The 22,292-nt window shown below is 46.2% G+C and carries 21 protein-coding genes and 1 pseudogene; 7 read left to right on the top strand and 15 right to left on the bottom strand.

The window, feature by feature from the left end; genetic code table 11:
• Positions 1-31: 31 nt before the first annotated feature.
• From QUB04_RS08100 to QUB04_RS08085, 4 genes are all read right to left on the bottom strand, one after another.
• Positions 32-997 carry a hypothetical protein gene (locus QUB04_RS08100; RefSeq protein WP_333283190.1) on the bottom strand — a complete coding sequence of 322 codons (966 nt, stop codon included), beginning with the start codon at positions 995-997 and terminating at the stop codon, positions 32-34.
• 67 nt (positions 998-1,064) lie between these two features.
• A complete protein-coding gene (locus QUB04_RS08095) occupies positions 1,065-1,421 on the bottom strand; it encodes a hypothetical protein (protein WP_333283188.1) in 357 nt (118 codons plus the stop codon).
• A gap of 293 nt (positions 1,422-1,714) precedes the next feature.
• Positions 1,715-2,194 (bottom strand): hypothetical protein, encoded by a 480-nt coding sequence (locus QUB04_RS08090; protein WP_333283186.1) that lies wholly within the window; start codon positions 2,192-2,194, stop codon positions 1,715-1,717.
• Positions 2,195-2,472: 278 nt separating this feature from the next.
• Entirely contained in the window at positions 2,473-3,066 is a 594-nt protein-coding gene (locus QUB04_RS08085; RefSeq protein WP_333283184.1) for a glyoxalase-like domain protein, read from the bottom strand.
• Between the two features lie 120 nt (positions 3,067-3,186).
• On the opposite strand from QUB04_RS08085, the gene QUB04_RS08080 reads away from it, so the two are divergent.
• On the top strand, positions 3,187-3,591 hold the full coding sequence (locus tag QUB04_RS08080) for a gamma-glutamylcyclotransferase (RefSeq protein ID WP_333283182.1): 405 nt from the start codon (positions 3,187-3,189) through the stop codon (positions 3,589-3,591).
• Between the two features lie 20 nt (positions 3,592-3,611).
• Here QUB04_RS08080 and QUB04_RS08075 read toward each other — a convergent pair whose 3' ends face one another.
• The 3 genes and pseudogenes from QUB04_RS08075 to QUB04_RS08065 form a co-directional block, all read right to left on the bottom strand.
• The gene (locus QUB04_RS08075; RefSeq protein WP_333283180.1) at positions 3,612-3,965 is read right to left on the bottom strand and encodes a response regulator transcription factor; all 354 of its coding nucleotides are present in this window, start codon (positions 3,963-3,965) and stop codon (positions 3,612-3,614) included.
• A gap of 169 nt (positions 3,966-4,134) precedes the next feature.
• A pseudogene (locus tag QUB04_RS08070) lies at positions 4,135-4,449 on the bottom strand (response regulator transcription factor); the annotation flags it as partial.
• A 286-nt stretch (positions 4,450-4,735) separates the two neighbouring features.
• Entirely contained in the window at positions 4,736-5,308 is a 573-nt protein-coding gene (locus QUB04_RS08065; RefSeq protein WP_333140565.1) for an ATP-binding protein, read from the bottom strand.
• Between the two features lie 223 nt (positions 5,309-5,531).
• Here QUB04_RS08065 and QUB04_RS08060 point away from each other — a divergent pair, with 223 nt between their 5' ends.
• Positions 5,532-5,984 carry a hypothetical protein gene (locus QUB04_RS08060; protein WP_333283178.1) on the top strand — a complete coding sequence of 151 codons (453 nt, stop codon included), beginning with the start codon at positions 5,532-5,534 and terminating at the stop codon, positions 5,982-5,984.
• A 61-nt stretch (positions 5,985-6,045) separates the two neighbouring features.
• Entirely contained in the window at positions 6,046-8,223 is a 2,178-nt protein-coding gene (locus QUB04_RS08055; protein ID WP_333283176.1) for an NACHT domain-containing NTPase, read from the top strand.
• Between the two features lie 187 nt (positions 8,224-8,410).
• Here the strand turns inward: QUB04_RS08055 and QUB04_RS08050 are convergent, their stop codons facing one another.
• The 3 genes from QUB04_RS08050 to QUB04_RS08040 all read right to left on the bottom strand — a co-directional run bounded on the left by QUB04_RS08050 (position 8,411) and on the right by QUB04_RS08040 (position 10,383).
• Entirely contained in the window at positions 8,411-8,998 is a 588-nt protein-coding gene (locus tag QUB04_RS08050) for a zf-HC2 domain-containing protein (protein WP_333140559.1), read from the bottom strand.
• A gap of 140 nt (positions 8,999-9,138) precedes the next feature.
• Entirely contained in the window at positions 9,139-9,798 is a 660-nt protein-coding gene (locus tag QUB04_RS08045) for a sigma-70 family RNA polymerase sigma factor (protein WP_041622468.1), read from the bottom strand.
• Positions 9,799-9,891: 93 nt separating this feature from the next.
• Positions 9,892-10,383, bottom strand: coding sequence for a molybdenum cofactor biosynthesis protein MoaE (locus QUB04_RS08040; RefSeq protein WP_333140557.1), 492 nt, complete (start codon positions 10,381-10,383; stop codon positions 9,892-9,894).
• A gap of 636 nt (positions 10,384-11,019) precedes the next feature.
• Here QUB04_RS08040 and QUB04_RS08035 point away from each other — a divergent pair.
• Positions 11,020-11,424, top strand: a complete 405-nt coding sequence (locus QUB04_RS08035; RefSeq protein WP_333283173.1) for an SH3 domain-containing protein — start codon at positions 11,020-11,022, stop codon at positions 11,422-11,424.
• 137 nt (positions 11,425-11,561) lie between these two features.
• Here the strand turns inward: QUB04_RS08035 and QUB04_RS08030 are convergent, their stop codons facing one another.
• On the bottom strand, positions 11,562-12,542 hold the full coding sequence (locus QUB04_RS08030; RefSeq protein WP_333283169.1) for an aspartate carbamoyltransferase catalytic subunit: 981 nt from the start codon (positions 12,540-12,542) through the stop codon (positions 11,562-11,564).
• Between the two features lie 32 nt (positions 12,543-12,574).
• On the opposite strand from QUB04_RS08030, the gene QUB04_RS08025 reads away from it, so the two are divergent.
• From QUB04_RS08025 to QUB04_RS08015, 3 genes are all read left to right on the top strand, one after another.
• Complete coding sequence (locus QUB04_RS08025) at positions 12,575-12,712, top strand: hypothetical protein (protein ID WP_333283166.1); 138 nt, start codon at positions 12,575-12,577, stop codon at positions 12,710-12,712.
• A gap of 220 nt (positions 12,713-12,932) precedes the next feature.
• The gene (locus QUB04_RS08020) at positions 12,933-13,064 is read left to right on the top strand and encodes a hypothetical protein (RefSeq protein ID WP_333283163.1); all 132 of its coding nucleotides are present in this window, start codon (positions 12,933-12,935) and stop codon (positions 13,062-13,064) included.
• Between the two features lie 200 nt (positions 13,065-13,264).
• Complete coding sequence (locus QUB04_RS08015; protein WP_193973492.1) at positions 13,265-13,483, top strand: DUF4327 family protein; 219 nt, start codon at positions 13,265-13,267, stop codon at positions 13,481-13,483.
• A gap of 165 nt (positions 13,484-13,648) precedes the next feature.
• Here the strand turns inward: QUB04_RS08015 and QUB04_RS08010 are convergent, their stop codons facing one another.
• The 4 genes from QUB04_RS08010 to QUB04_RS07995 all read right to left on the bottom strand — a co-directional run bounded on the left by QUB04_RS08010 (position 13,649) and on the right by QUB04_RS07995 (position 22,120).
• Entirely contained in the window at positions 13,649-14,890 is a 1,242-nt protein-coding gene (locus tag QUB04_RS08010; RefSeq protein WP_333283159.1) for a protein kinase domain-containing protein, read from the bottom strand.
• An 813-nt stretch (positions 14,891-15,703) separates the two neighbouring features.
• Complete coding sequence (locus QUB04_RS08005) at positions 15,704-18,007, bottom strand: serine/threonine phosphatase (protein WP_333283155.1); 2,304 nt, start codon at positions 18,005-18,007, stop codon at positions 15,704-15,706.
• Between the two features lie 623 nt (positions 18,008-18,630).
• Positions 18,631-21,186: a DHH family phosphoesterase gene (locus tag QUB04_RS08000; RefSeq protein ID WP_333283152.1), complete on the bottom strand. Its 2,556-nt coding sequence runs from the start codon at positions 21,184-21,186 to the stop codon at positions 18,631-18,633.
• A gap of 118 nt (positions 21,187-21,304) precedes the next feature.
• Positions 21,305-22,120 (bottom strand): PD-(D/E)XK nuclease family protein, encoded by an 816-nt coding sequence (locus QUB04_RS07995; protein ID WP_333283148.1) that lies wholly within the window; start codon positions 22,118-22,120, stop codon positions 21,305-21,307.
• Positions 22,121-22,292: the final 172 nt, after the last annotated feature.

The following is a 22,292-nucleotide window of genomic DNA, read 5'->3' as shown; positions in this document are numbered from 1 at the left end:
GTCAGTTTTGCAAGTTAACTATTAGGACATTCTACTGTCTTATCACAACGCGATCGCCAAAAGCTTGGGTTCCATCAGTAGGCAGACTATCCAGCGCAAAAAAATCCCGTTCTTGAATGCTTTTGTCATATTGCGATTTTAATCCTGGAGTAGTTTCCCGATCGACCATCAAAACACCTATTCTATAATCGTAATTATCCGCTCCTTGTTGTAGACCGATGCCCAGGGTTACTTGCCATTCTCCCTCTGTGGCATGATAGTTATTGATTATTAACACTAAATAGAATTTACCTTCTATTCTCGCGTATACATAAGCCCACATACTTGCACCTTCATCCAAGTTCTTGAAAGTACCCCTACATTCACATCGAGCAGGAACTTTGCTTCTCTCAGCAGGTTCTATCATCTGAATTTCCGGTTGCGGCTTTGATCCAGTAAGTTTAATATATGTGTCTGTATCTCCCGTCATGGGCAAAGCAGCGGTCCTTCCCTTTAAAAATGCCTGATCTATACCCCCTTGATTGAGAACTTTACCTTCTAAATATCTGTAAAAGTTTTTGGAAAATTCGACGGCGGCTGTTGTCTCAATATAACCCTCTACTCCAATCACACATTGAATGTGTTGAGCAATTAATCTGGTAGCTTCAGATGAATAGCAAAAATTGAGAATCACACAGTTCACGTCTGTGGCGTTACTAAAAAATGCTGCTAGCTCCTCTGCTTTTACGCGGTCTATTTTCTTATTATTATCGGGGTTTGGGATCTCGACTGTTCCATCGGGTTTTCCTTCTCCACAAATATGAATAATTTGAGGGACAGGTTTTGTCTGCTGAATTAGATCCGAAATCTCCCCAACAGAGGTGACATATTCAGAATCAAGATCGAATCTACTGTTACTGCCGCGTATAACAGTTTTGATTTCTCGCAACTCCTCCGCTATGCCTATATTAGGAGTGTGCGTTGCTATATACATAATTTTTTGTTTGTCCTGTGTCACTTCATTCATCTGCTAAGTTTACTCCCGTTTATGTATGTAAAAATATGTGTTGGGTTCTCCCCACTATTTATTTTGGATTTCCGCTTGCTTGGTTTGGGTTTCCGCCTCCTCCAGGCTGACCCTTTTTAACTCTATCTCCTCCAGCTTGGTTTTGGTTTCCGCCTCCTTCATCCTGATGCTCTAGAATTCCACTTCCTCTGATTGAAGCAAGATAAAGGATATATTGGTCACGCCATTTTGTCTTATGTAGTTCTTGAATAGCAAGTAGTTCGTTTTTGTCGAGTTCTAGCTCTGCAATACTTTCACTCTGTTTTATTTTTATGATAACAGAATTTTTTGTTATTTGAATTGTACCATAGGCAAAAAAAAGCTCGTCCAGATCGGATTTAGTAATATTAACTGGTAAGCCACTAACCTTTATCATTGTCAACTACCTCTAATCAATCAAAATAACAACCAACTATTTGGGAAAAGATTATAAAACCAAGCACACAAGTAGATGACAGAGAAGTTTTTAAAAGTGATTCACTATCTTCTGTGATTTTATGATTATAGGTTAGATGTTCGCAAGCAATATTAATTTTTGTTGCTATTTGTTTACTTTCATTGAATTCTTGAATAAAAGTAAACAAATAGTGCGATCGCCATCTCTGCGACGATTATAGAATCGATTATCGCCTTACCCTAGAATTTCTGTTGCTAATTCAAGTTTGTAGCTCAGATTGCAGGTTTTACCAAGCTTTTTTCCCAAGTCTCGCAAATTCCAGTAGCCAGGTATTTGGAAACTTTTTTAATGATTAGAGTAGCCAGGAGAGTAGCAACAGCAGGAGCTAACCCAACTCCACTGACTAAAACAGGAGCCAGCATCCCAGCCGCTTTAGTATAGTTCTGATTGACTGTTTCATCTAAAATCTTCTGAGTCTCTGCATCGTCCCCGAGGGGTTTGCACATAAGTTGGTAAACTAAGGGGTTGACGCGATCGAACAACTGGCGACCAGCATCTAGAAATCTTGGATCGATCGCTGCTCTAGCCGCAACGTTGACATCAATAGATTCCAAGGAAGCTGGGTCTACCCCTGTTGCTCCACGTCCAGCAACATCATCCCCTATGGCTTGTACGCGAGAGCCTAGCTGAGCTTCCAATACATCATCATCCAGCTCCCACAAACTTGCCACAATGGCTTCAACGTCTGTCATTTCTACTTATCTCCAGGCTTTACTTAACAATAGAGTTACTGATTATTCTGGGGATATAAAAATATCTTCCGAAACCAATCAAGCTAGTTTAACCAAAATATAGTGATATTTCAAAAATCTCAACTATTCTTATCATTTTTTGATTGAGCCATTATCTCTCAGGAGATGAGCCGTGTTCGCGACTAATATCATTCCGGGTGGGCCGGAATGATATTACCCAACAAAAGAAGCCGGGGGTAGCGCGGGAGATCGTTTTACTTTTAATTAGAACGACCTACTTAATTACTAACCTCAGCCATTTCAATCACGCGACCATCGTAATCCTTAACCAAAAAATTCAGAGGCTTTTCCCGGCGAATTTTATAACTAATGCCGCGAGTTTGTACCCTCATCAATAGCTGATCCAAACATTCGCGATCGAAACAAACGTGACGCGGGCGATTTTTTTCCCCTGCACCGGCGCCGCTAATAATGTGCAGTTGCGTATTTTTCATCAACTGATACCACAAACCATCGGGACTCCCCATTGTTTGAGAGGTCGTTGCCCTCCCGACATTCGGCGACAAATACAGCGGATCGATACCTGTTGTCCCCAAAGTTTGCTCGTAATTGTAGTAGTAGTGCAGCGGCACTTCTGCTACGGGCAGGTTTAGCATACCTTCATAGAACTCCCTCGCTTGTCCGAGATCCGATACCATCACGGTGTGTACCTTCGGAGCACTGGTGAGAAACATCCACATCGCCCCCGCATAGGCGGCCAGCAGCATCACCATAATCCCTTGAGTCGAAAACAAGCTGTCCAGGGACGGCAAAAAAGAGCTCAAGTACAAAGGCCGAAGTCCAAAAGCAATAAAACTAACTGCTAGAGTCATGAATTATAAGAAAGGGTAAACAACGAAATTTATCAAGATTGCAGTCGCGATCGCCCGCGAGACTTAAACTATTAGCTTAGCCATCTATGTTAGCAAAAACTAGCGGTTAGGCCCTACCCGATGAAAGTCTTTGTCTACGGCACTCTCAAACCGGGGGAGTGCAACTACCTCCGCTACTGCGAAGGAAAAGTTGTGAATGCTTACCCCGCGATCGCCCGCGGTCAACTTTTTGCGCTGCCGATCGGCTATCCTGCGATGATGGCCGGAGATGGCACAGTCTGCGGTTTTCTCCTCAGTTTCGCAAACTCGGCTATTTTGGACGATTTAGACCGATTGGAAGACTATCATCCGCTGCGGGAACCGACACAAAACGAATATCAGCGGCAGGAAATTGAAATCTTCGATCGACACCTCAAACCTTTAGGCACGGCTTGGGCTTACTTCATGTTACCCGATCGCGTTCGTTCCCTAGGAGGCATCTGGCTGCCCGACGGCACGTGGGAAAATAGGTTTTTCACCAAATAAGGTGGTTAATGCCGATGAGCTTAGTTAATAGCTATTGCCGTGCGATTCGGCGGATCGAACCTGTAACCGTAACCCCGAATAGTTTTAATAAACTGCGACGCATTAGCATCAACTTGAATCATTTTCTTGCGAATCTGGCCGATATGCACGCTAACAACTTGCTTTTCTCCTGTGTCGTCGCAGTTCCACCCCCAGATTTTTTCAATTAGCTGTTGGCGACTCCAAGATTGACCGGAATGACTAGCCAAAAAATACAAAATATTAAATTCCAAGGCTGTTAACTTGATAATGCGATCGTTGAGTGTTGCTTCCCGACGCGCTGAATCGATCGCGAATTGATCGAATACAATACGTGATGAAGTGACAGGCCTCATACCAATTTTTTATGAGGCCCCGTAGAATGCGATCCCCCCTAGCCAAGAGGGCGGGCACGGGGGCACCGCCCCTACTAAGGGGGGGACAAGATTCCGATCAAAGTCCCCCTTCTTAAGGGGGATTTAGGGGGATCGAGATATGTGCAACTTCACATTAAATTGGTATCATCCGTCTCAACACAACTTCTATACGAATTGCCAAGTCTGCCAAACCAAAGGGTTTGCAGATATAGTCATCAGCACCTGCAGACAGGACTTTAAGTTTATCAGCTTCGTCGGTGCGGCTGCTTAGCATAATCACAAAAACATTAGTACGGCGATGCATTTCCTGGCAGAGGTGATAGCCTGTAGTATCCGGCAAATTCCAATCAAGAACTACTAGCAGTGGCTTTAATTTCTCAAACAATTCTAAAGCAGTCTCGCCATCTGCTGCCGAATCTACTTGATATTTCTGATTTAAAAAACGATGAACAAGATTGCGGATTGATGAGTCACTCGATTTTAGATTTTAGATTTTAGATTTTAGATTTTAGAATTGAAGCATTGACCCCACGGATAAATTCGGGGGCAAGTTTCATCGAATACAGGTTTTTTATTTCTGGACTGATGAATCCGGGGGCTTGTATCCTGGATGCTTTCGGTCATCATCCACAACGAGAATCTTGGGAGTAGTATCAGTAGTCATAACAAAAAAGTTTCTTCCTAGCGTCAATTTAAAGCTGGCAATTACAGCACAGCTTTAGTGGAGCGTAAATCCCAGATCGTTCCAACTAATACAGACTTTTTTGGGGCAATTCTTCTCTCAACTTCGCTTGAATGTCAAAAGGCTCTCCCCAATCCCAAATTTTTACTTCTAGGTGTTCGTTAAATACCATTATTTCAAGCTCTATCGGAGTTTCTAATGGCAGATTTTTGTGAGCGTGGCGAACAGCATTCGTAAACCCTTCAATCACAGCAAGTTTACACTGATGCAAAACGACTAGGGGAATTGGTAGAGGATCTAGCTGTTCAACCCACGATAAAACTTGAGCAACAGCCTTGATATCAGTATTTATTTGAAGGCGGATTTTTTGAACTAGCTGGTTATAACTTGGCTCGGATTGGGGAAATCGTTGCTTTTGAAACCCGAAATTAAAGCTGGTTAAAACATCGATAGCCCGCTTAAAAAAACCATCTTGAATGCTGCTTTGGGATGGTACTAGACCAGGCTGCTGATAATATTTTACAATGAACAGACAGTTCCGACCGTCAGAAGTGCGGGTATAACTTAGCTCATCGGCAATTTTGCCAATAATTTTTATACCTATCCCACCTGACGGAATTTCATCTATGTTATCTATCATGGTGCTATCCTTTGTCATCATTTAATGTGTACTTTTTTACCTAAAAAAGACAGTGGCATTCTGAACGATTAAGTTTGCATGATTTATGCCTGACTTTTCCCGTATGCCGTGCAGTTGTTGTCCCGATCATTTTCTCTTTTTTGATCGGGTCTTGACAAACTCAGTTTGCGATCGCTAAACTGATCGAAAACTGACGTTGACAATTAGATAAGTAAATTATACAATGACCACCCTCAAAGCCTCTGAGGAGGGATTAGTAAAAATTAAGCAAGCTAGAAGAGAAAGGGGCTCGACTATAGAAGACCCGATATGGCTAGTAGAAGCTAGTCAAAAATTAGAGCCCGATCGAACTTGGACAGAAGCCGGGCCCTATGCTGATGGCCTCTCGCTGCCCACTTGGAGGCGTTTTTTAGGAGGAAGAGAACCAATTAAAGCCAATGCTTTCAGGGCTTTCTGCAGGGTTTTGCAGTTGAATTGGGAAGAAATTGTCGATCGTCCTCCTTTAGCCCCCCCTTACCAAGAGGGGGTTGGGGCAGGGCTGTTTAATTCTCACCAAAAACATGAATTTTGTAGGGGTAGTGCTACCCCTACTCCCCGTGCCTACCCCCGACCTAGAGGATTCGATCGGCAGATCCGACCAAGAGGGCCGGCACGGGGGCACGGCCCCTACGGATAATGAAACAGCCCTGGGGGTTGGGGGGGTTAGAGATTTTTGCCAACAGCATATTGATTCGGTAGTGGAAGAGATCCGGCAAAAATGCCACAGCAAAATCCAACAGCTTTACAGCAAAATGCAACTGTTGGATATTGCACAGCCCGTTGATGTCAGCAACCTTTATGTTGAAGTCAACATTTTGGAGGAAATTACCAGTTGGCAGCCGGGAGAAATTCGCGATTTACTCAGAGACTTCAACCCAGATGCAGATAACTTTAACCGCTTGGGTTTAGGCAAAGTGCGCCAGAAACGAGTACCAGGATTGGATGCGGTGAAATCTCACTCTAAACTGATGGTACTCGGCAAACCTGGTTCCGGTAAAACTACCTTTTTGAAACACATCGCCCTTCAGTGCGATCACGCAAAATTTGAAACAAACAAAATACCGATTTTTATCCCCCTAAGAACCTTTGCTGAAATCCCTAATCTTGACTTATTAGAATATATCAGCGACGAATTTGCTTGCGGAGTTGAGGCGCGATCGCAAACTGAATTCGTACTCAGTCAAGGCAAAGGGCTGATTTTATTGGACGGCTTAGATGAAGTGCCAGAATCAGATAGCGATGCAGTCGTCAGACAGATTCGTCAGTTTGTCCAAAAGTATTACAACAATCAGTTTATTATTACCTGTCGAATTGCCGCTGCTAAGTACCGATTTCACGACGAAGCTTTTACCTGTGTTGAGGTAGCCGATTTTAATAACAAGCAAATCGCTGCCTTTGCTCGCAATTGGTTTGTGGCATTTTCCCAGAATCTGGAGGCAGGGAAAGCTTTAGCGTCTCAATTTGTAGAGCAGCTAAAAATGAATAAAAATCAGCAAATCCGAGAACTGGCAGTAACGCCTATCTTGTTGAATCTGACTTGTTTAGTATTCCAAGCCAAAGCAGATTTCCCATCCAACCGAGCCAAGTTGTATGAGGAAGGACTGGAAATTATGCTCAGAAAATGGGATGAAACTAGAGGCATTCAACGGGATGAAGTTTATCGAGATTTGAATTTGTGCCGCAAGAAACATTTACTTGCTTTTGTGGCAGCTATTACTTTTGATCGGGGCGATTACTTTTTTGAAAAAAATCAAATCCAACAAGTGATTGCCGACTATCTAGCTAACTTACCCGATGCCACAACTGACCCGGTTCAGTTGGAGAGCCATAGTGAGGTTGTGCTGAAGGCGATCGAGGCACAACATGGCTTATTAGTGGAGAGGGCAAGAGGGATTTATTCGTTTTCTCATCTAACATTCCAAGAGTATTTTACTGCTACAGAAATAGTTAACAATTCCACTCCACAAGCTTTGGAGAAACTGGTCAGCCACCTGACCGAGAAGCGTTGGCGAGAAGTCTTGTTTTTAGCAGTTGGGATGTTGCCAAAAACTGATGACTTGTTACTATCAATGAAACAGCAAGTTGATGGGATGGTTGCTGAGGATGAGCAGTTGCAGCAGTTCCTAATGTGGGTAAGAAATAAATCTTTTTCCATTAAGGCTCCCTATAAACCATCAGCTATCCGCGCTTTTTATCTGGGTCGAGAGGTAGAGCGCGTTAGTAACCCTCGTTCGGACTTGAATTTTGACCTAAGTTTGATCCGTATTCTTGGTTATGCCATTGACCATACCTTTAAACCACCCCTTGAACTTTTTTTCTTGGACTTTACTTCTTATTATGACAATGAACGTGACTCTGGCTTGGCTACTGAACGCCACTCTGACTTGGCTACTGATATTGTTCTTGACGTTGCAATGGTCTATGCAATTGACCTTAATATTCCCTATATTTATGCTGCAGCATCAGGTCGCAATCTTCTCTCTATCCTCGCCTTTTCTCTCAATTTAAATCTTGAACCAGAATTGAAGCAATCTCTGCAACAACTCAGAGACCAACTATATGCTTCAGCATATCCAAACAGAATACAGCACTGGTGGAGAAGCGAGCGGGAGTGGTGGAATGCTAAAGGTCGAGATTGGACTCAGCAATTAATAAATGTGATGATTAAGTATCGCAATATAGGTCGCAATTGGATATTCAGCGAACAGCAGAAGTCATTGCTGAGGAAGTATTATGATGCTAATAAATTGCTAGTAGATTGCCTCAATAGCGGTTGTAATGTATCTCCTGCTGTGCGGCAGGAAATTGAGGAGACATTGCTGTTGCCGATCGCACATATCCAAAAAATCGATGGCAAGTGCGATCGCCCGCTCTAATTCCACTAGCTACCTACTCCGATATTAAGATGCGATCGCCCCACAATTCGTCATTCAAAGCCGGGAAAGCGTCAAAGGATATATCCACCTTGAAAAACTGGGAAAAACGGCAAAAAGCCCCCTTTTTTAGGGAGCTTAGCAACTTTCGTTATTGCTCAAAACAGAAATCCTACTGCGCCTTTAGCAATTACTTTTGAGGGGTGGCTACGCCAACTTTGGGAATATCCATGATCGGTGCATTCACCCCAAGCATCAAATCATTGGGATTAACCATCTCCACCAGAGGCTCGTTTAAAGCCATAATCAAACCGTCAGATTCAGCAGGAACGGGCGATCGAGCAAACTGAGGAGCAAACAATTGGCGATCGCCACCGACACCAGACACCACCGCAACCAACAAAGCTGCGATCGCACCTCCACCCACAATCCAAGTTCGTTTCGGCTTGCGTTCCACCCGCTGCAAAACCTTCGTCGCCAACTCCTCGGCAGATTGTTCCGCAGCAGGCACCGGCATTGCCTGAAAACTCTGCTGCATCATCAGCAGTCGCGAGTACAAACGCTTCGTAGTGGGGTCATTTGTCAGCCACTCCTCAACTTGCCGGCGTTCTGCTGCCGTCACTTCGCCATCGAGGTAAGCACTTAGCAATTCAAAGCGATCGCGCATCATAGTAGTTACATTGCCCTGGGCATAATTGTTGTTAACTTCAGTTTCAGCGAGTGAATCCCCCACGCCTTGCTGATTCTGATTTTTATCGGATTCAAAGTTACCACTCATAATTTCAGACTTGCTCTAATTGGGGAATCACGCACTCGGTATTAGAATGATTTACTGCTTACTTATATTTTAAAAGAGAAGTTTTGATGTCACAGCAAACTTCACCAAATCTTCTTAACCCGCCTCTGAAATTACTCTTGCTAATTACCATCGAGATATTTTTGCAATTCCAACTGCAATCTTTGGCGAGCTCTAGCAATTCTCGACTTGACAGTTCCCAGAGAAACTCCGGTCATTTCGGCTATTTCCTCATAGGCTAAACCTTCTATTTCTCTCAAAACAATTGTCGTGCGGAATACTTCCGGCAAATCTGCGATCGCCACCCGCAACTGGTCGTAAAATTCTCTAGTCGTCAAATCTTCATCAGGCCCCGGACTGTCGGCCGGAATTTCCCAATCAACCTCGCCATCTTCCAGGGTACGGGGTACGTCGAGCGACAGCGGAGTTCGCACCCGCTTGCGCTTCCGCAACTCATCGTAAAACAAATTAGTGGCGATGCGGCTCAGCCAGCCCCGAAATTTAACAGGCTCTTGCAAGCGGTTAATATTGCGGTAGACCCGAATCCACACTTCCTGAGCCAAGTCTGCTCGGTCTTGCCAGTCAGGGGCCAAGTGATAGAGAACCCTGTCTACGTGGGACTGATACCGCTTCAACAGTTCTGAAAAGGCCGTGGTCTCAGGTCGATTTCCTTCCTGACACCGCAACACCAAGTCATAATTAGAGAGTTTTTCGGCTGGCAATTGCACTCTTTGAACGGTCGCCACAACCGCAGACCAGGACACGGAAATAAAGTCGCTCATCGGTGGAATTGGCTCATCGAACATTCCACACTTTTTGACGTTACGAGATCGTAACAAGTTCCCCTCTTCAATCTCAAATCTCAAATCGATTGACTAATGCCCGACAACCTCGCACGCTCCAATACTAACCCAACTGCTAGAACCGTCAGCCCAATGTTCCTTTTTCCAAATCGGTACATTGTGTTTGAGCGTATCTATGGCGTACTGGCAAGCTGCAAACGCTGAGCCCCGGTGGGGACAGCCAACAGCCACCAATACGCTGATTTCGCCCACCTGCAAGTGTCCGACGCGGTGGTGAATAGCGACCCGATTGACATCGGCCCACTGGCGGCGGATTTCAGTAGCAATTTGCTGGAATACTCGCACGGCCATCGGTTCGTAGGCTTGATATTCTAGGGAAACTACAGCTTGACCGTCAGTTTGGTTGCGGACTGTACCGCTCATTATTACCACGGCTCCGTTCGCGGGGTCATCTGCCAAAGCGTATATTTCCTCTACAGACAGGGGCGCTAAGGTAATGGCGAAGCTGTCGGATTCATGGCGTTGAGGAATTGTGCCGAGAGAAAGTGCAGCGAAGGAGTTCATTGCGAAACAAGTGGTGCTGGAGAACTCGATCGATCTTGACACAAATCAAGTCGCGATGGATTTGTCTTGCATCCTTGTCCGGGACACTGGGAGGCTAATCTTGAGACCCCTCTTGTAGCACGGGCAAGGGCTCGATGCCATCTTCCCGAACTTCTGCACCAGTGCGATCGGCGACACTATGACTGACCCCAAGCAAATTAAGATTGGGCTTGAAGACGAGCCGGATGCTTGTTCGATATAATTAACTGCCGATCTTGCTGTAGCAGTTCAATAAATAAGCACCAAAATAAGTAGTGTCATTCGCAACTCAGTACAAGCCATTTCCTACCCCAATCGATAACTTCGTTCCCTTTTTAATGACACAGTTAAGTTTAATTCTGCCCGGAGTTCTGATCCGCGTCGGCAAAATTTTTAGCAGCCGATGTAAACTTTATTTATTTTTTTGTTCCGGAAAGCTACATCAATGACATGATATACCTGTGCAGGGTTCAGGAACATTAGCCAATACTCGGCAACAGCAAGACCTTAACGCCCTTTTGTGGCTTTTCTGAAACATAAGTTAATAATTTGGGCTGTTAATTGAGGTTTTGACCTGAGTCTGCACCAAGAAAGGTTAACAACAATCACGAGGAAACTATGGAAGCACTAGCATTGAGCCACTCTTTTGTTGCTTATGAATCTCCAGAGTCCGAACTCCAGGTCAAGTCGTTAGACCAACTGGGCTTGAAAATTCCTAATTCTGCATGGATAGGCGTCGCAGGTATGGCAGTAGCCCTATCTGTTCTGAGTGTCGGTGGCGAAGCCCAGGCGGCAAATTGCTACCGCAAACACTGTGGCCATCGCGCTCATCACAGCCATCACAGCTACGCCAAAGTTGTCACGAATGGCGGCCGACTGAATATCCGCCACCGCCCCAGTAGCTGTTCTGGTGTAATCGGCAAGTTATATTATGGAGACCACGTAAAATTGACCGGTCGTTACAAAAAGGGCTGGGCACAACTCAAAGGTGGCGGCTGGGTGTCTGCGTCCTGGCTTTCCTAACTCTTAACTAGAGCAATTTACGTTTCTAGAAAGAGTTTTAATCGTTACCCGGCCATACTGGGTAACGATTATTTTAAATATGGGCTCGATCCTGAAAATCAGGGAATATCCGAAATTCATGACTAACAACTAACAGCCTAAACTTTACCCCCGCCGATTAGATAAAGTAATGCCATCCGCACCGCCACGCCGCTGGTAACTTGCTGAGAAATCAGGCTAAACTGGGCATCGTCCATCAAATCCGAACTAATTTCCACGCCACGGTTAACCGGGCCCGGGTGCAACACCTTCACATCCGGCTTGCAGAGTTTGAGTCGATCGCGCGTAATCCCGTACAAAGAATGGTACTCTCGTAAACTCGGCAGCAAATGGTCGCTCATCCGTTCCTTTTGCAGCCGCAAAGTCATCACAAAATCAGCATCTGCCAAAGCAGGTTCCAGATGCCAGTGCAAAAATAACTTGCCTTCCCTACCATCGCCACACTCAGCAAACAACAGCGGTAGCAAAGTCGGCGGCCCGGCCAAATGAACCTCTGCCCCAGAAGCCGTTAGACTCCAAATATTAGACCTAGCCACCCGCGAATGCAAAATATCCCCTACCACAGCAATTTTTTTGCCCGCTAAAAGTTCCAGCCGCGGACTTTCGGTATCTAACAGAGCACAAATAGTAAATAAGTCTAGCAAACCTTGCGACGGGTGTTCGTGCTGGCCGTCTCCAGCATTGAGAACGCTGACTCTTGACCCCAAGCGATCCATTTCCGAAGCAATCGTGCTGGGAACTCCAGCTTGTTCGTGCCGGATCACCATCAAATCCGTTCCCATCGCCAGATAAGTCTTAGCCGTATCCAGAATAGTCTCCCCCTTCGTCAGAGAAGAACTTCCCGGGGTAAAATTTAGCGTATCCGCCGACAGCCGTTTCGCCGCCAACTCAAAACTATTGCGAGTCCGGGTAGAAGGTTCAAAAAACAAATTCGCGACCACTTGACCCTGCAGGGCCGGCACTTTCTTCGTGCGGCGGCCGAGCACCTCCCGAAAACTGGCCGCAGTTTGCAGCACTGTATCGTATTCGTCCGAGGTAAAATCAGCCAGAGTGAGAATGTGTCGCCTTGTCCAAGTCATACAATTTTAGATTTTAGATTTTAGATTTGAGATTGACTCAATCAGGACGGACGATGGGTTTGGAACTTGCTTGTACGCCCGCCCTGCTGTCGCCTTTGAATGTTCGATCGACATTTAGGGGTGGCGATCAACAGTATCCAACAATTTTCGATCGCTTTTGCGGTGAGTAGAGTTATAATGAGTTGATGTAGCTCCGACCCCACTCTCACAGCGAACCCAGCGTCGAAGGTGAAACAGGTGTGGTTTACCCGCAGGAAAGCGGAAATTACGCTGTAGCAGCCAAAGCGCAGTAGTTGCAGTTTCTCCTACGCAAACTCAGCCTTGTCAAGAACAAGCCGAACGCAGCCCTTGCATCTGCCACTATGTGGAAACAACAATGTGGAAACAACAATGTGGAAACAACAATGTGGAAACAACAATGTGGAAACAACGATGTGGAAACAACGATGTGGAAACAATCGAGGCGGCAAACCTCCCACTGTCGATCGACAGCATATAGCGGGACATTTCAAAGATGATTAATTCTTTGAAGTCGGTCTTGACTCTTCAGTCCTGCTTATAGGGCCTTGTCAAAACGAACTCTGTTAAGATACAAGTTAAATATGTAGCTTCCCGACAAAAATCTACACGTATCTTGGCGAGACTGTTCTTGGCGAAACTGCGGTAAAAAGTGTGAGATCGGAAGTGGTAATTCACAAAATTTAAACAATTCAAGAGGTATTATGAGCCAGAAGGTTATACAGCCGATGGTTAAGTTCCAGCGTCAGGTGCATTCTCTCGTCACGTCTGACATTATCAAGCCGACAGACAGTATTTGGAAAATTGCTCTTCTTTACGGCGACGAATGGCCGTACTGGAAACAGCAATTGCTAGAGTTTGATTTTTCTATGCAAGACCCCGTGAGCGAGTTGATAGCTGTAGAAGCTTGGGACGAAGAATAACAGAGGAGACGGAGGACTGGGGTATCGGAGAGAAATTTCGAGGTGATCGGGTAAATTTTCTTTAATAAATTTCCGTTGCTAAATTCTTCCCTCTTCCCTTTTCCCTTTGCCCTCTTCCTCATAAATTCTGACTTTTGGCTTTTGAGTTTTGACTTCTGACTTTTGTTAAAGCGAAGCTGCTAAAGCTCGAGCTAATTGTTGAGCAGTTTGAAAGCGATCCCCAGGCTTAGCTGCCGTGGTTCGCAAAATGGTCTCTCGCAGCTTGGGGGCGATCGTCGGAATATTATCGAGCTTAAACCCGTAACCTCCAGGTATTTTCCCGTAAAAGTTTTGAGGGCTTTGGGCCGTCAGCAAAAAAATCAAAGTAGGCCCAATAGCATATAAATCCGACTGAGGCAGAGGCTGTCCCCGGTCTTGTTCTGGTGCGGTGTAGCCTTCAACGCCGATGCGAGTGCCCGGAGGAGTGCCGATTTCTTTAACGGCTCCAAAATCCAGCACTGTAATGCGATTGTCCCGGTGCCGCACCAGCAAATTAGCAGGTTTAATATCCCGGTGGACGATCGGGGGTTTTTGAGAGTGAATGTAGTCCAAAACCTCACAGGTTTGGCTCATCCACTCTATTGCTTGTTGGGGAGCAACAGGCCCGCGGTTGTAGATGCGTTTTTCTAAATCCTCGCCGTGGAGCATTTCCATCACCAAGTATTTTTTGCCCCCTTCCACAAAAAAGTCAAAAAACTGAGGAATTCCCGGATGGTGGAGGGCCTTGAGAGTTTTAGCTTCACGTTCAAACAGTTCTTGAGCTTTGACTATTTGAGCCATGTCAGCATTCATTTCCTTGAGGACTACCAGAGAAGCTGCGGGGGAACTTCCGGGTTGTTGAGCTTTTGCTTTCTCTCGATCCCAGGCTAAAGTCGTTGTCCCCATACCGCCTTGGCCCAAAGTTCTCAGCACTTGGTAGTGGCGCACCGTGCGATCGACTTTAATCGGTTCGCCGCAGTGGATGCAGAATAAATTCCCCGGCGGGTTTCCCGCGTGGCTGCACCGTGGGGCGGCGAGATTGACGGTGGGGTTCGCCTTAATTTGGCCGCCGAGTTCAATAGTAATCACTTGGAAATGCAGAATTGGGCCGCCCCGCGCCAACTGGATCAGGGCACCGTCGGATATCCAACCCTGAGACATGAGAATACCGTTAACCAAAGTGCCATTTGTCCCGGAATTGACTAAGTACCACTGGCTGGATCTCCCGCTATTAACTCTTTGCAATTCCAGATGCTGCCGCGACACTAGAGCATTGGGGAGCACAACGTGATTTTCAGGAGAGCGACCGATGCGAATAATGGATTCGCTCTCGAAACTCCACTGTTGCAGGGGGGTCTGTTTTTCTGGATCTAAAAGAGTCAGCAGCATTTTCGATTGATGTGGTTGAACTCCCTGATTTGGCAGTGAGAGTGGGCGGGAATTTACAGATTTGGGGCGTAGGGCTTTGAAAAATTAGAAATTAAAAATTACTTATGAGCTTCACAGGTTAGTTTCAGGAAAACTTTATAATATCCTGATTATGATTAAAGATTCCATAAACAATTAAGTTATAAATAGTTTTTTGGGAACAATTATCCGTAAAATTTCTGAGGGGTCGATCGCTCCTTAAAACACAGTCGATCGATTTAACACTTGAAACTACAAAAACTAGGTAAACAATCGCTAAATTTTTACGTAAATTTGCTGTAGCAGCAGGTTGTGATTTACGCCCCACATCTATAGGTAGGGCGGGCACTTCCCACCTATGCCCAAATTTCCCCGACAGCGATCGAGTATAAAGCAGATTTCGCATCAGCCCGCCTGCCGACTGACTTCATTTTAGTTAATTTTTTTTTCATGAGACTAACTATTTTTATAAGTGAAAGCTCTTTCAACTATGATGAATCCACTTACTATCAAGCCAATTTTTCCGGTAGATTCCCGGAACCGAGTCTCAAAATTAAAGCTACGGATAAATGGTTGGTACTCCACAGCTTTTCTGCAATCTTATGGGTCTGCAATCAGTTTTTGAGCAATCAAACTGAAGCTGTTTCAACACCGGATACCTAATAACAGAGCGAGTAGTAAAGCCTGGCCCGAAAAAGGCAGAAGCTGTTTCCTTTCCCTGCAACAATTGCCGATTTAACCCAGGGGGTCACGGGGGAAAGCACCACCTTTTAAAAAGTTGGCAGCATCGAAAGTCTAAAATCGAAATGCGCCTACCTGCGCCCGAATGATAATTGCCGTGATATTGTCGTGACCGTTGCGTTTGTTGCCCAGTTCAATCAATTGAGCAACTCCCTGGTCGAGATCAGCTTGGGGATTGAACAGGGGTTCGAGAGTGTTCTGCCAGTGAGTTTCCAACAAATCATTATCTGTCAGGCCGTCCGAAGCCAAAATTAATAAGGTATCTTCGCACAAGTCTAAAAACTGCACCTCTGGCTTGAGAAAATTACTGTCTCGCGGGCCGATGGCTTGAGTTAGTTGATAGGCGTCGGGACGGGCATAAGCAGTTTCCGGGTCAACCCCGCGCTTAATTTCGCGCTGCCCTACTTCGTGGTCTGAGGTGATTTTTTCTAGGGTTTGTCCCTTTCTCAGTCGGTAGAGGCGGCTGTCGCCGACGTGGGCAACGGCGAATTGGGTGTCTTGAACTAAGACTGCGACTAGAGTTGTACCCATGCGGGCGCTGCCGGAGCGTCCGTCCTTTTGATTGATTTCAAAGATGGCTTTGTTGGCTAGCAGCACTCCCTCGCGGATGGTGTCTGCCGGAGGTAGTTGATTTTCCCAACAGGTTTGAAAAAATTCTCTGAGGGTTTCAGCGGCTAGTTGACTGGCTACTTCTCCGCTGTCGTGTCCGCCCATGCCGTCGCAGAGAATGTAAAGCCCTTTGGTTTGAAAGATGCGACCGAACGAGCTTTCGAGTTTGTTGAGCTGAGTCCAGATGCTGAAGAAATCTTCGTTGTGGTCGCGGGTGCGGCCAACATCGGTGAGGCCTGCGTCTTCTAAGCTGTAAATCTGGAGTGGCATGGGCTGGGTTAAGACCTCGCCAACCTCGGGGGGGGACTCGTCGAGGCTGCGGTAATGCCTGCGTGTCGGGGTTGAGCTTGGTGAAGGTGCGGGTTGGAGTTCGAGGGGAACTGTTTCTAGGCGCGATCGCAATTCTTCGATTGTGTTAATCTCGCCTCTGTACATTTGTTGCAGCAGTTCGAGCAAGGCGCCAAACTGAGTGCGATGATCGGACTGGCTAAATATCACCTGCCACAATTGCCCCAAATCTACCAGTTGCAGGTTTGAGCCGGGGGGTTCGGGATAGAGGTATTGCAGTCGCAAAGAGGCCAAGGAAAAGGAAGAGTCGGGGTTGACTCGCAAATTTGTCAGTTCCAACAAGCTTTGCCGACAGCGCCAGGGCTCTAGGGCAGCCCAGAGTTCTGTCATTTCGTGCAGCCAGTATAAAATTTGCTGGGTGGAAGTTTCGGGTTGACTCCAGCGTTCTACCAGCAGCGGCCATTGGGAGCAGTCTTCTAGCAGCAGCACTGCCTGTTCGTTGTCTGACCAGCTATCGTGAATGACTGGCAGGTTGTGAGAGAATTGCCACCGGAGTGCCAGATAAGGTTCAGCTATGCCTTGGCAAAGCTCTGCTAAGGCGGAATTGGTTGAATTTTCTCCGCGTTTGATTGCTGCGCTATATGGGGATGTTCGTCTGGCGACGCTGGCAGAGTTGGCTGCTAGCATGGCTTTGAGGGGTGACATTTCCAGCGGCTGACAGTCCAATACTGTTACTTCTACTGTGTCTGAGCGTTTTCTCGGCGGCACGGTTTCTAGGAGTTGGTAGCGCTGCTGAGTGTCTAAATAAGCTCCCGCTGGCTGGGAAGGGATTAAATATTCTGAATTGGCGATGGGGAATTCTGGAGATGGGGGGGAGATGTCAGCTATGTTTGGGCTGTCGGAGTTCTCTGTTGCTTCCTGGATTTGTTTAGGCTGTGGTGCGGTTGTAAAATTCGGCTCAGATGCGGTTATTTCGCGCTCTGGTGCTGTAGTAGAGCTTTTTTCTGTTGTTTGAAAGGATGGTGGTGCGATCGCCCCCACGGCTACCACAGGGTCACTTTCTGTGCTGCTGAATTCGCCGTCGCTTGGCTGTGGAGAAGTTGATGCGACTGCTATTGGGGGTTCGGCTGGGGTGGTTATTTCGGTTTTAATGGCGTCTGTGATTGGTTCAGGAGAGTTTTGGCGCGATGGGATTTCTGGAACCATCTCTGCTTTTTGGGGAAATTCGGCTGGGGGTAGGGTTGACTCCTGTGGCTCGACTGCTGGAAAATTCGATCGACCGCAGATAATGGCCCGCCACACTTGACCTGTTGTGACGCCACAATTCTGACATAATGCGGCGCTAAAAGCGACTTGGGCACCGCATTCGTGGCAAGGTTTGTAAATTAGGGAATTTCCGCATTGTTGACAAAACTTGTTTGGATTGGGATTTTCAAATTGGCAGCGGGGACACAGAAGCATAGGGGTTTTAAATTGGAGATGGGCGATCGAGTGAAAGCGGTGGGGAGTTTTGGGTTGTGGCCTGTGAGTTAGGAGTTATGAGTTTTGGGTCTGACTCGCAACGGATAACTCCCATTGCCCTATGCCTTATTTTATCGGGATGAATTCAGAAGTAAGATATTTCTTAGAACTGAGATGTTGCATCGGTGTCAGGAATACGCCTCTTAAGCCACATCTACAACAACTTCTCTCGCTTCAGGGCCCCAAAAGCCAGCCCCACCGGTGGTAACAGCGTGCGGGCCCGACAATAAAAGTTATCTCATGAGTGGAACGGGCCGAAGAGCCCGTTCTTAACAATGGTGCAATATGTCAGTCAGAACTCATGTGTTCCACCATTCTCAATAAGCTTTTTATGAACAGGCAAGATGCCTGTTCCACAAAAAGTGAATTTTCTTGTGGGTTGGGCGGGAGAGCCCGCCCACAGAAGGGTTATTGATAATGGTGCAATATGTCAGTTAGAACTCATGTGTTGTACCCTTCTCAATTACTTGTTTAGGAACAGGCAAGATGCCTGTTCCACAAGAAAATTCATTCTTTGTGGAACAGGCATCTTGCCTGTTCTTGAGAATAGTCCAATATCTCAGTTAGAAGGGATTTGCTGTAGAATCTTCTTGGAAAACGGTTTCTCGGGCGATCGACACAATGGTGGAAAGGGGTACTTCACAGAAATATTTCCGCCGGAATTGTTCTTCGGAGACTGCTGCTAGGAATTGCGCTGCAAAACGGGCGGCGATGGGGGAATTTGGCACGGAGGATTGGATGGATTGGCTATCTAATAAGGATTTGGGGATTTGATCGGGCGCGTCTTGCTGCTGTGCGGTTTCGGGTTGTCTGGTGATGTGGAAAGCTCGATCGCGATAATTGATTTTAAAACCGAGATATGTTAGGGTTTTGAACCCTAGTTGCAAGGAGGTGTCGCTGATGCCGAGTTTCTGGCGGAGTTGCTGTCTGGTGACGGGTTTTTTGGTGCGGCTGAGGTATTTGGCGATGCCGATTAGCTGTTGGCAGATTTGCTGTGGGGGTACGAATGGGGGTAATGTGTAGGCGATCGCGAGTTTTTTCTGAGTGTGCTGTGCTTGCCGAAACCAGATCCGCAGTTCGTCCCAGCTTGCGGGGCATTCTTTGAGGACGATCGAGTTTTCGCGATCGACCATTTCGGAATTGTAAACTAGATTGTCGATCGACATTGAAGATTCTAAGTTTGTGCTGGCTGCTAACAACTCTTCATCATTATTTCTCTTGCGCCAGTCTACGATCCAATCTATTTTAGTGGGCGAATTGATTGGGTTGTCTTCCGTGCGTTCCCGCACTGCTACGAGACGCACTTCATATCGCGATTTGTAAGTATTAAAATCTAGTTCTACCGTAACATCGCAGCGACCTTGGGGAACTTCGTTCTGATTGTGTCCCCACCAAATGCCGGGAAATCCCGTATCGCTAGATTCATCCCTAATTATAAATTCTGTTTTGATATATTCTACTTTTTGCCCTTTCAAATCCTTAATTTTTTGATTCCACAGATTGTCAAACCAGCAGTTTTCAATCAGCAATTTGGGTGTGGGGTTGCCCATACCGCACGGTTCGAGCAATTTTAGTTCTTGAAATAAGTCTTTGCCTAATTCGGAGACAGTAATTTTTAGGTCGGCTTGAACGGGGGCGGCTGTTAAACTATCTGTGCTGTATTGTTGCCGCAGTTGCTGATTTACCGCATCGGTAAATAGGGGGATATTTTCAACGGGAAGACTTAATCCGGCGGCGAAGGGATGACCGCCAAATCTGTGCAATAAATGCGCTTGGTCTTTGACTAATTGGTAAAGGTCGATTTGATTGGCGGAACGCGCCGAACCCCTGGCAATTTTGGATGGGGAAAGAGTTGGTGATTCTGAATCTAAGAAAGAGGTAAATTGCGTTTCTGGGGTATTTTCGTTAATTTCTTCGCTTCCTTCTGTGCTGAATAAAATCACGGGACGGCCGTATTCTTGGGCGATTTGTCCCGCTACTAATCCTAATACTCCTACGGGCCATTGGGGGTCGCTGAGGACGATGACGCTAGTAGTTGAGAGGTCGAGTTTGGCTAATTTGTAGGCGGCATCTTTGGCAACATCTTTTTGTAAAGATTTGCGCCGGGAGTTGGCAATTTCGGTTAAATTTGCTAGTTCTTCGCAGCGTTTTTTGTCGCGGCTGGTGAGGAGTTCTACGCAGAAGCTGGCGTCCCCTTGAATGCGGCTGACGGCGTTGATTCGGGGGCCGAGGCCGAAGGAAATGTCGGTTGGGCGATCGCCCGATCTTTTGCACAGTTCGAGCAATTTTGCAACTCCTGGGCGGGTGGGATTTGCGATTTGTTTTTGCAGTTGTTGGATGCCGATTTGTGCTAGGTAGCGGCTGTCTCCTGTAAGTTGGACTAAATCGGCAATTAAGCCGATCGCTACTAATTCTAATAAATCTGTGAGCGGGCGCTGCGGAATATCCGGTAATGTGTGATATAATGCTTCAACTAATTTGTAAGCTACTCCCACTCCTGAAAGGTTAAATAGTTGGTGGTTTGGGGGAAAGTAGCGGGGATTGATAATGGCTGTAGCTGGCGGGCGATCGTCTGGTAATGTATGATGGTCGGTGACAATTGTATCGATGTTTAAGCTGGTGGCATATTCGATTTCGGCGATGTTTGTACTGCCTGTATCGCAGGTAATAATTAAGCTAATTCCCGCTTTTGCTAAGGCATCTATTCCTGTGATATTGAGTCCGTGAGATTCGGTTAATCGGTTGGGAATGTAATAAGTTAGTTGGTCGTTTTGAGTAAAAAATTCTCCCAGTCCATCCCACAAAACCGAGGTTGAGGTAATGCCGTCGGCGTCGAAGTCTCCCCAAATTGCAACTTTTTCTGCGCTGTTTCGTGCTTGCTGGATTCTTTCTATCGCCCAGTTCATTTCTAGCCCGAATTCAAAGGGACTTGCTGGTTGGTAAAGTTGGGGGTTTAAGAAACCGGGTATTTGTTCGGGGTTGTGAATTCCTCTATACCAGAGAAGTGCAGCGGCATAGTTTCCGGGGAGTTCTGGTGCATGGTTTCTGACAGCTTGGATCAGCCAAGCTGGGGGCTGGGATAGGGGTTGAGTTGGCAAATTTTTAAGTAGTTCAGTCATAAGTTATTTCATTAATTCCTGTAGGGGCGGGTTCACCAACAATCTTTCATTCACATCCACAATATCTATAAACCCGCCCCCACCGGGGACTAATAGTTGGCATAGTAAAAGATTTGAATTAAATAGACATTTCCTCAATGATAGCAAGATTTGGCAGCCAATCTGTGGGAGTTTCTGCGGAAAGATTGGATGAGGAAGCTGTGTTGTCTGTTGTGCGGTTGCAGCGAGTGGCAAATTGACAGGAATTGCAAAGATTGGAACTAATTTCTACTTGGGGTAAGAATTCGCCGCCTTCGGTATAGCGCTGTCGCCAGTCGGTTAGCTGCTGCAATAGGTGGGTTAAATCTTGTTTTGTGCGATCGTGTTCTGTTTGGTTGTAGGAAAATGTGAGTTTTTGCGGCGGTTCTTCTCCTTGCAATTGTACGAACCAGTATGTCATGGAAACTTGTTCGGGGGAATAGTCGCTGGTTTCTACTAAAACATATAAATAGAGGCGAGTTTGCCAACTTTCGGCTATCCATTTTGATTTTTGAGGGCGGGGATAGGTTTTCCAGTCGAGAATTTGCGCGGCGTTTGGTTCTGCTATTAGCAAGTCATAGATAACGGTGAATAGGTAGTCTTGGAAAATTAGGGTGCGGGGGTGTTCGGCTTGGCGGAAAATGCGATCGCTATTTTCTGAATTAGCGAAAAGTTCGGGTGCGGTGTTGATAAATGCTGCCACACAGCGTCCCAGTTCGGGGTCTTGTTGGATGATGAATTCAATGGGAAGTCCGAGTTCTCGCTGCTGCATTAATAGGTGAAAGTGGCTTCCCCATGTGAGTTTTTCTTTGTGTTCTGGGGATGCGGTGGTGGCGAGTAGTTCGAGGTAGCTGTGTTGGAATTTGCGGGGGCATTCTTCGAGAATTTTGAGTTGGGTTTGGGATAGTCGGAGCATTTTTTTATGATTTTAGATTTTATATTTTTTATGATTGTAAGGGGTAGAGATTTTTTTTTAACCGCAGATGTCGGCAGATGGACGGAGATAAACGCAGATAAATTAGGGCGATCGCATTTTTGGAGGAGAGTACGCGCGTGCGTAGCTATCCCGTAGGGAATCGCCCTTTGCT

The organism is Microcoleus sp. D2_18a_B4 (genome assembly GCF_036702475.1).
Classification (GTDB): domain Bacteria; phylum Cyanobacteriota; class Cyanobacteriia; order Cyanobacteriales; family Microcoleaceae; genus Microcoleus.
Note: the sequence above shows the minus strand (reverse complement) of the source record. Positions and strands in the feature narration are given on the sequence as shown.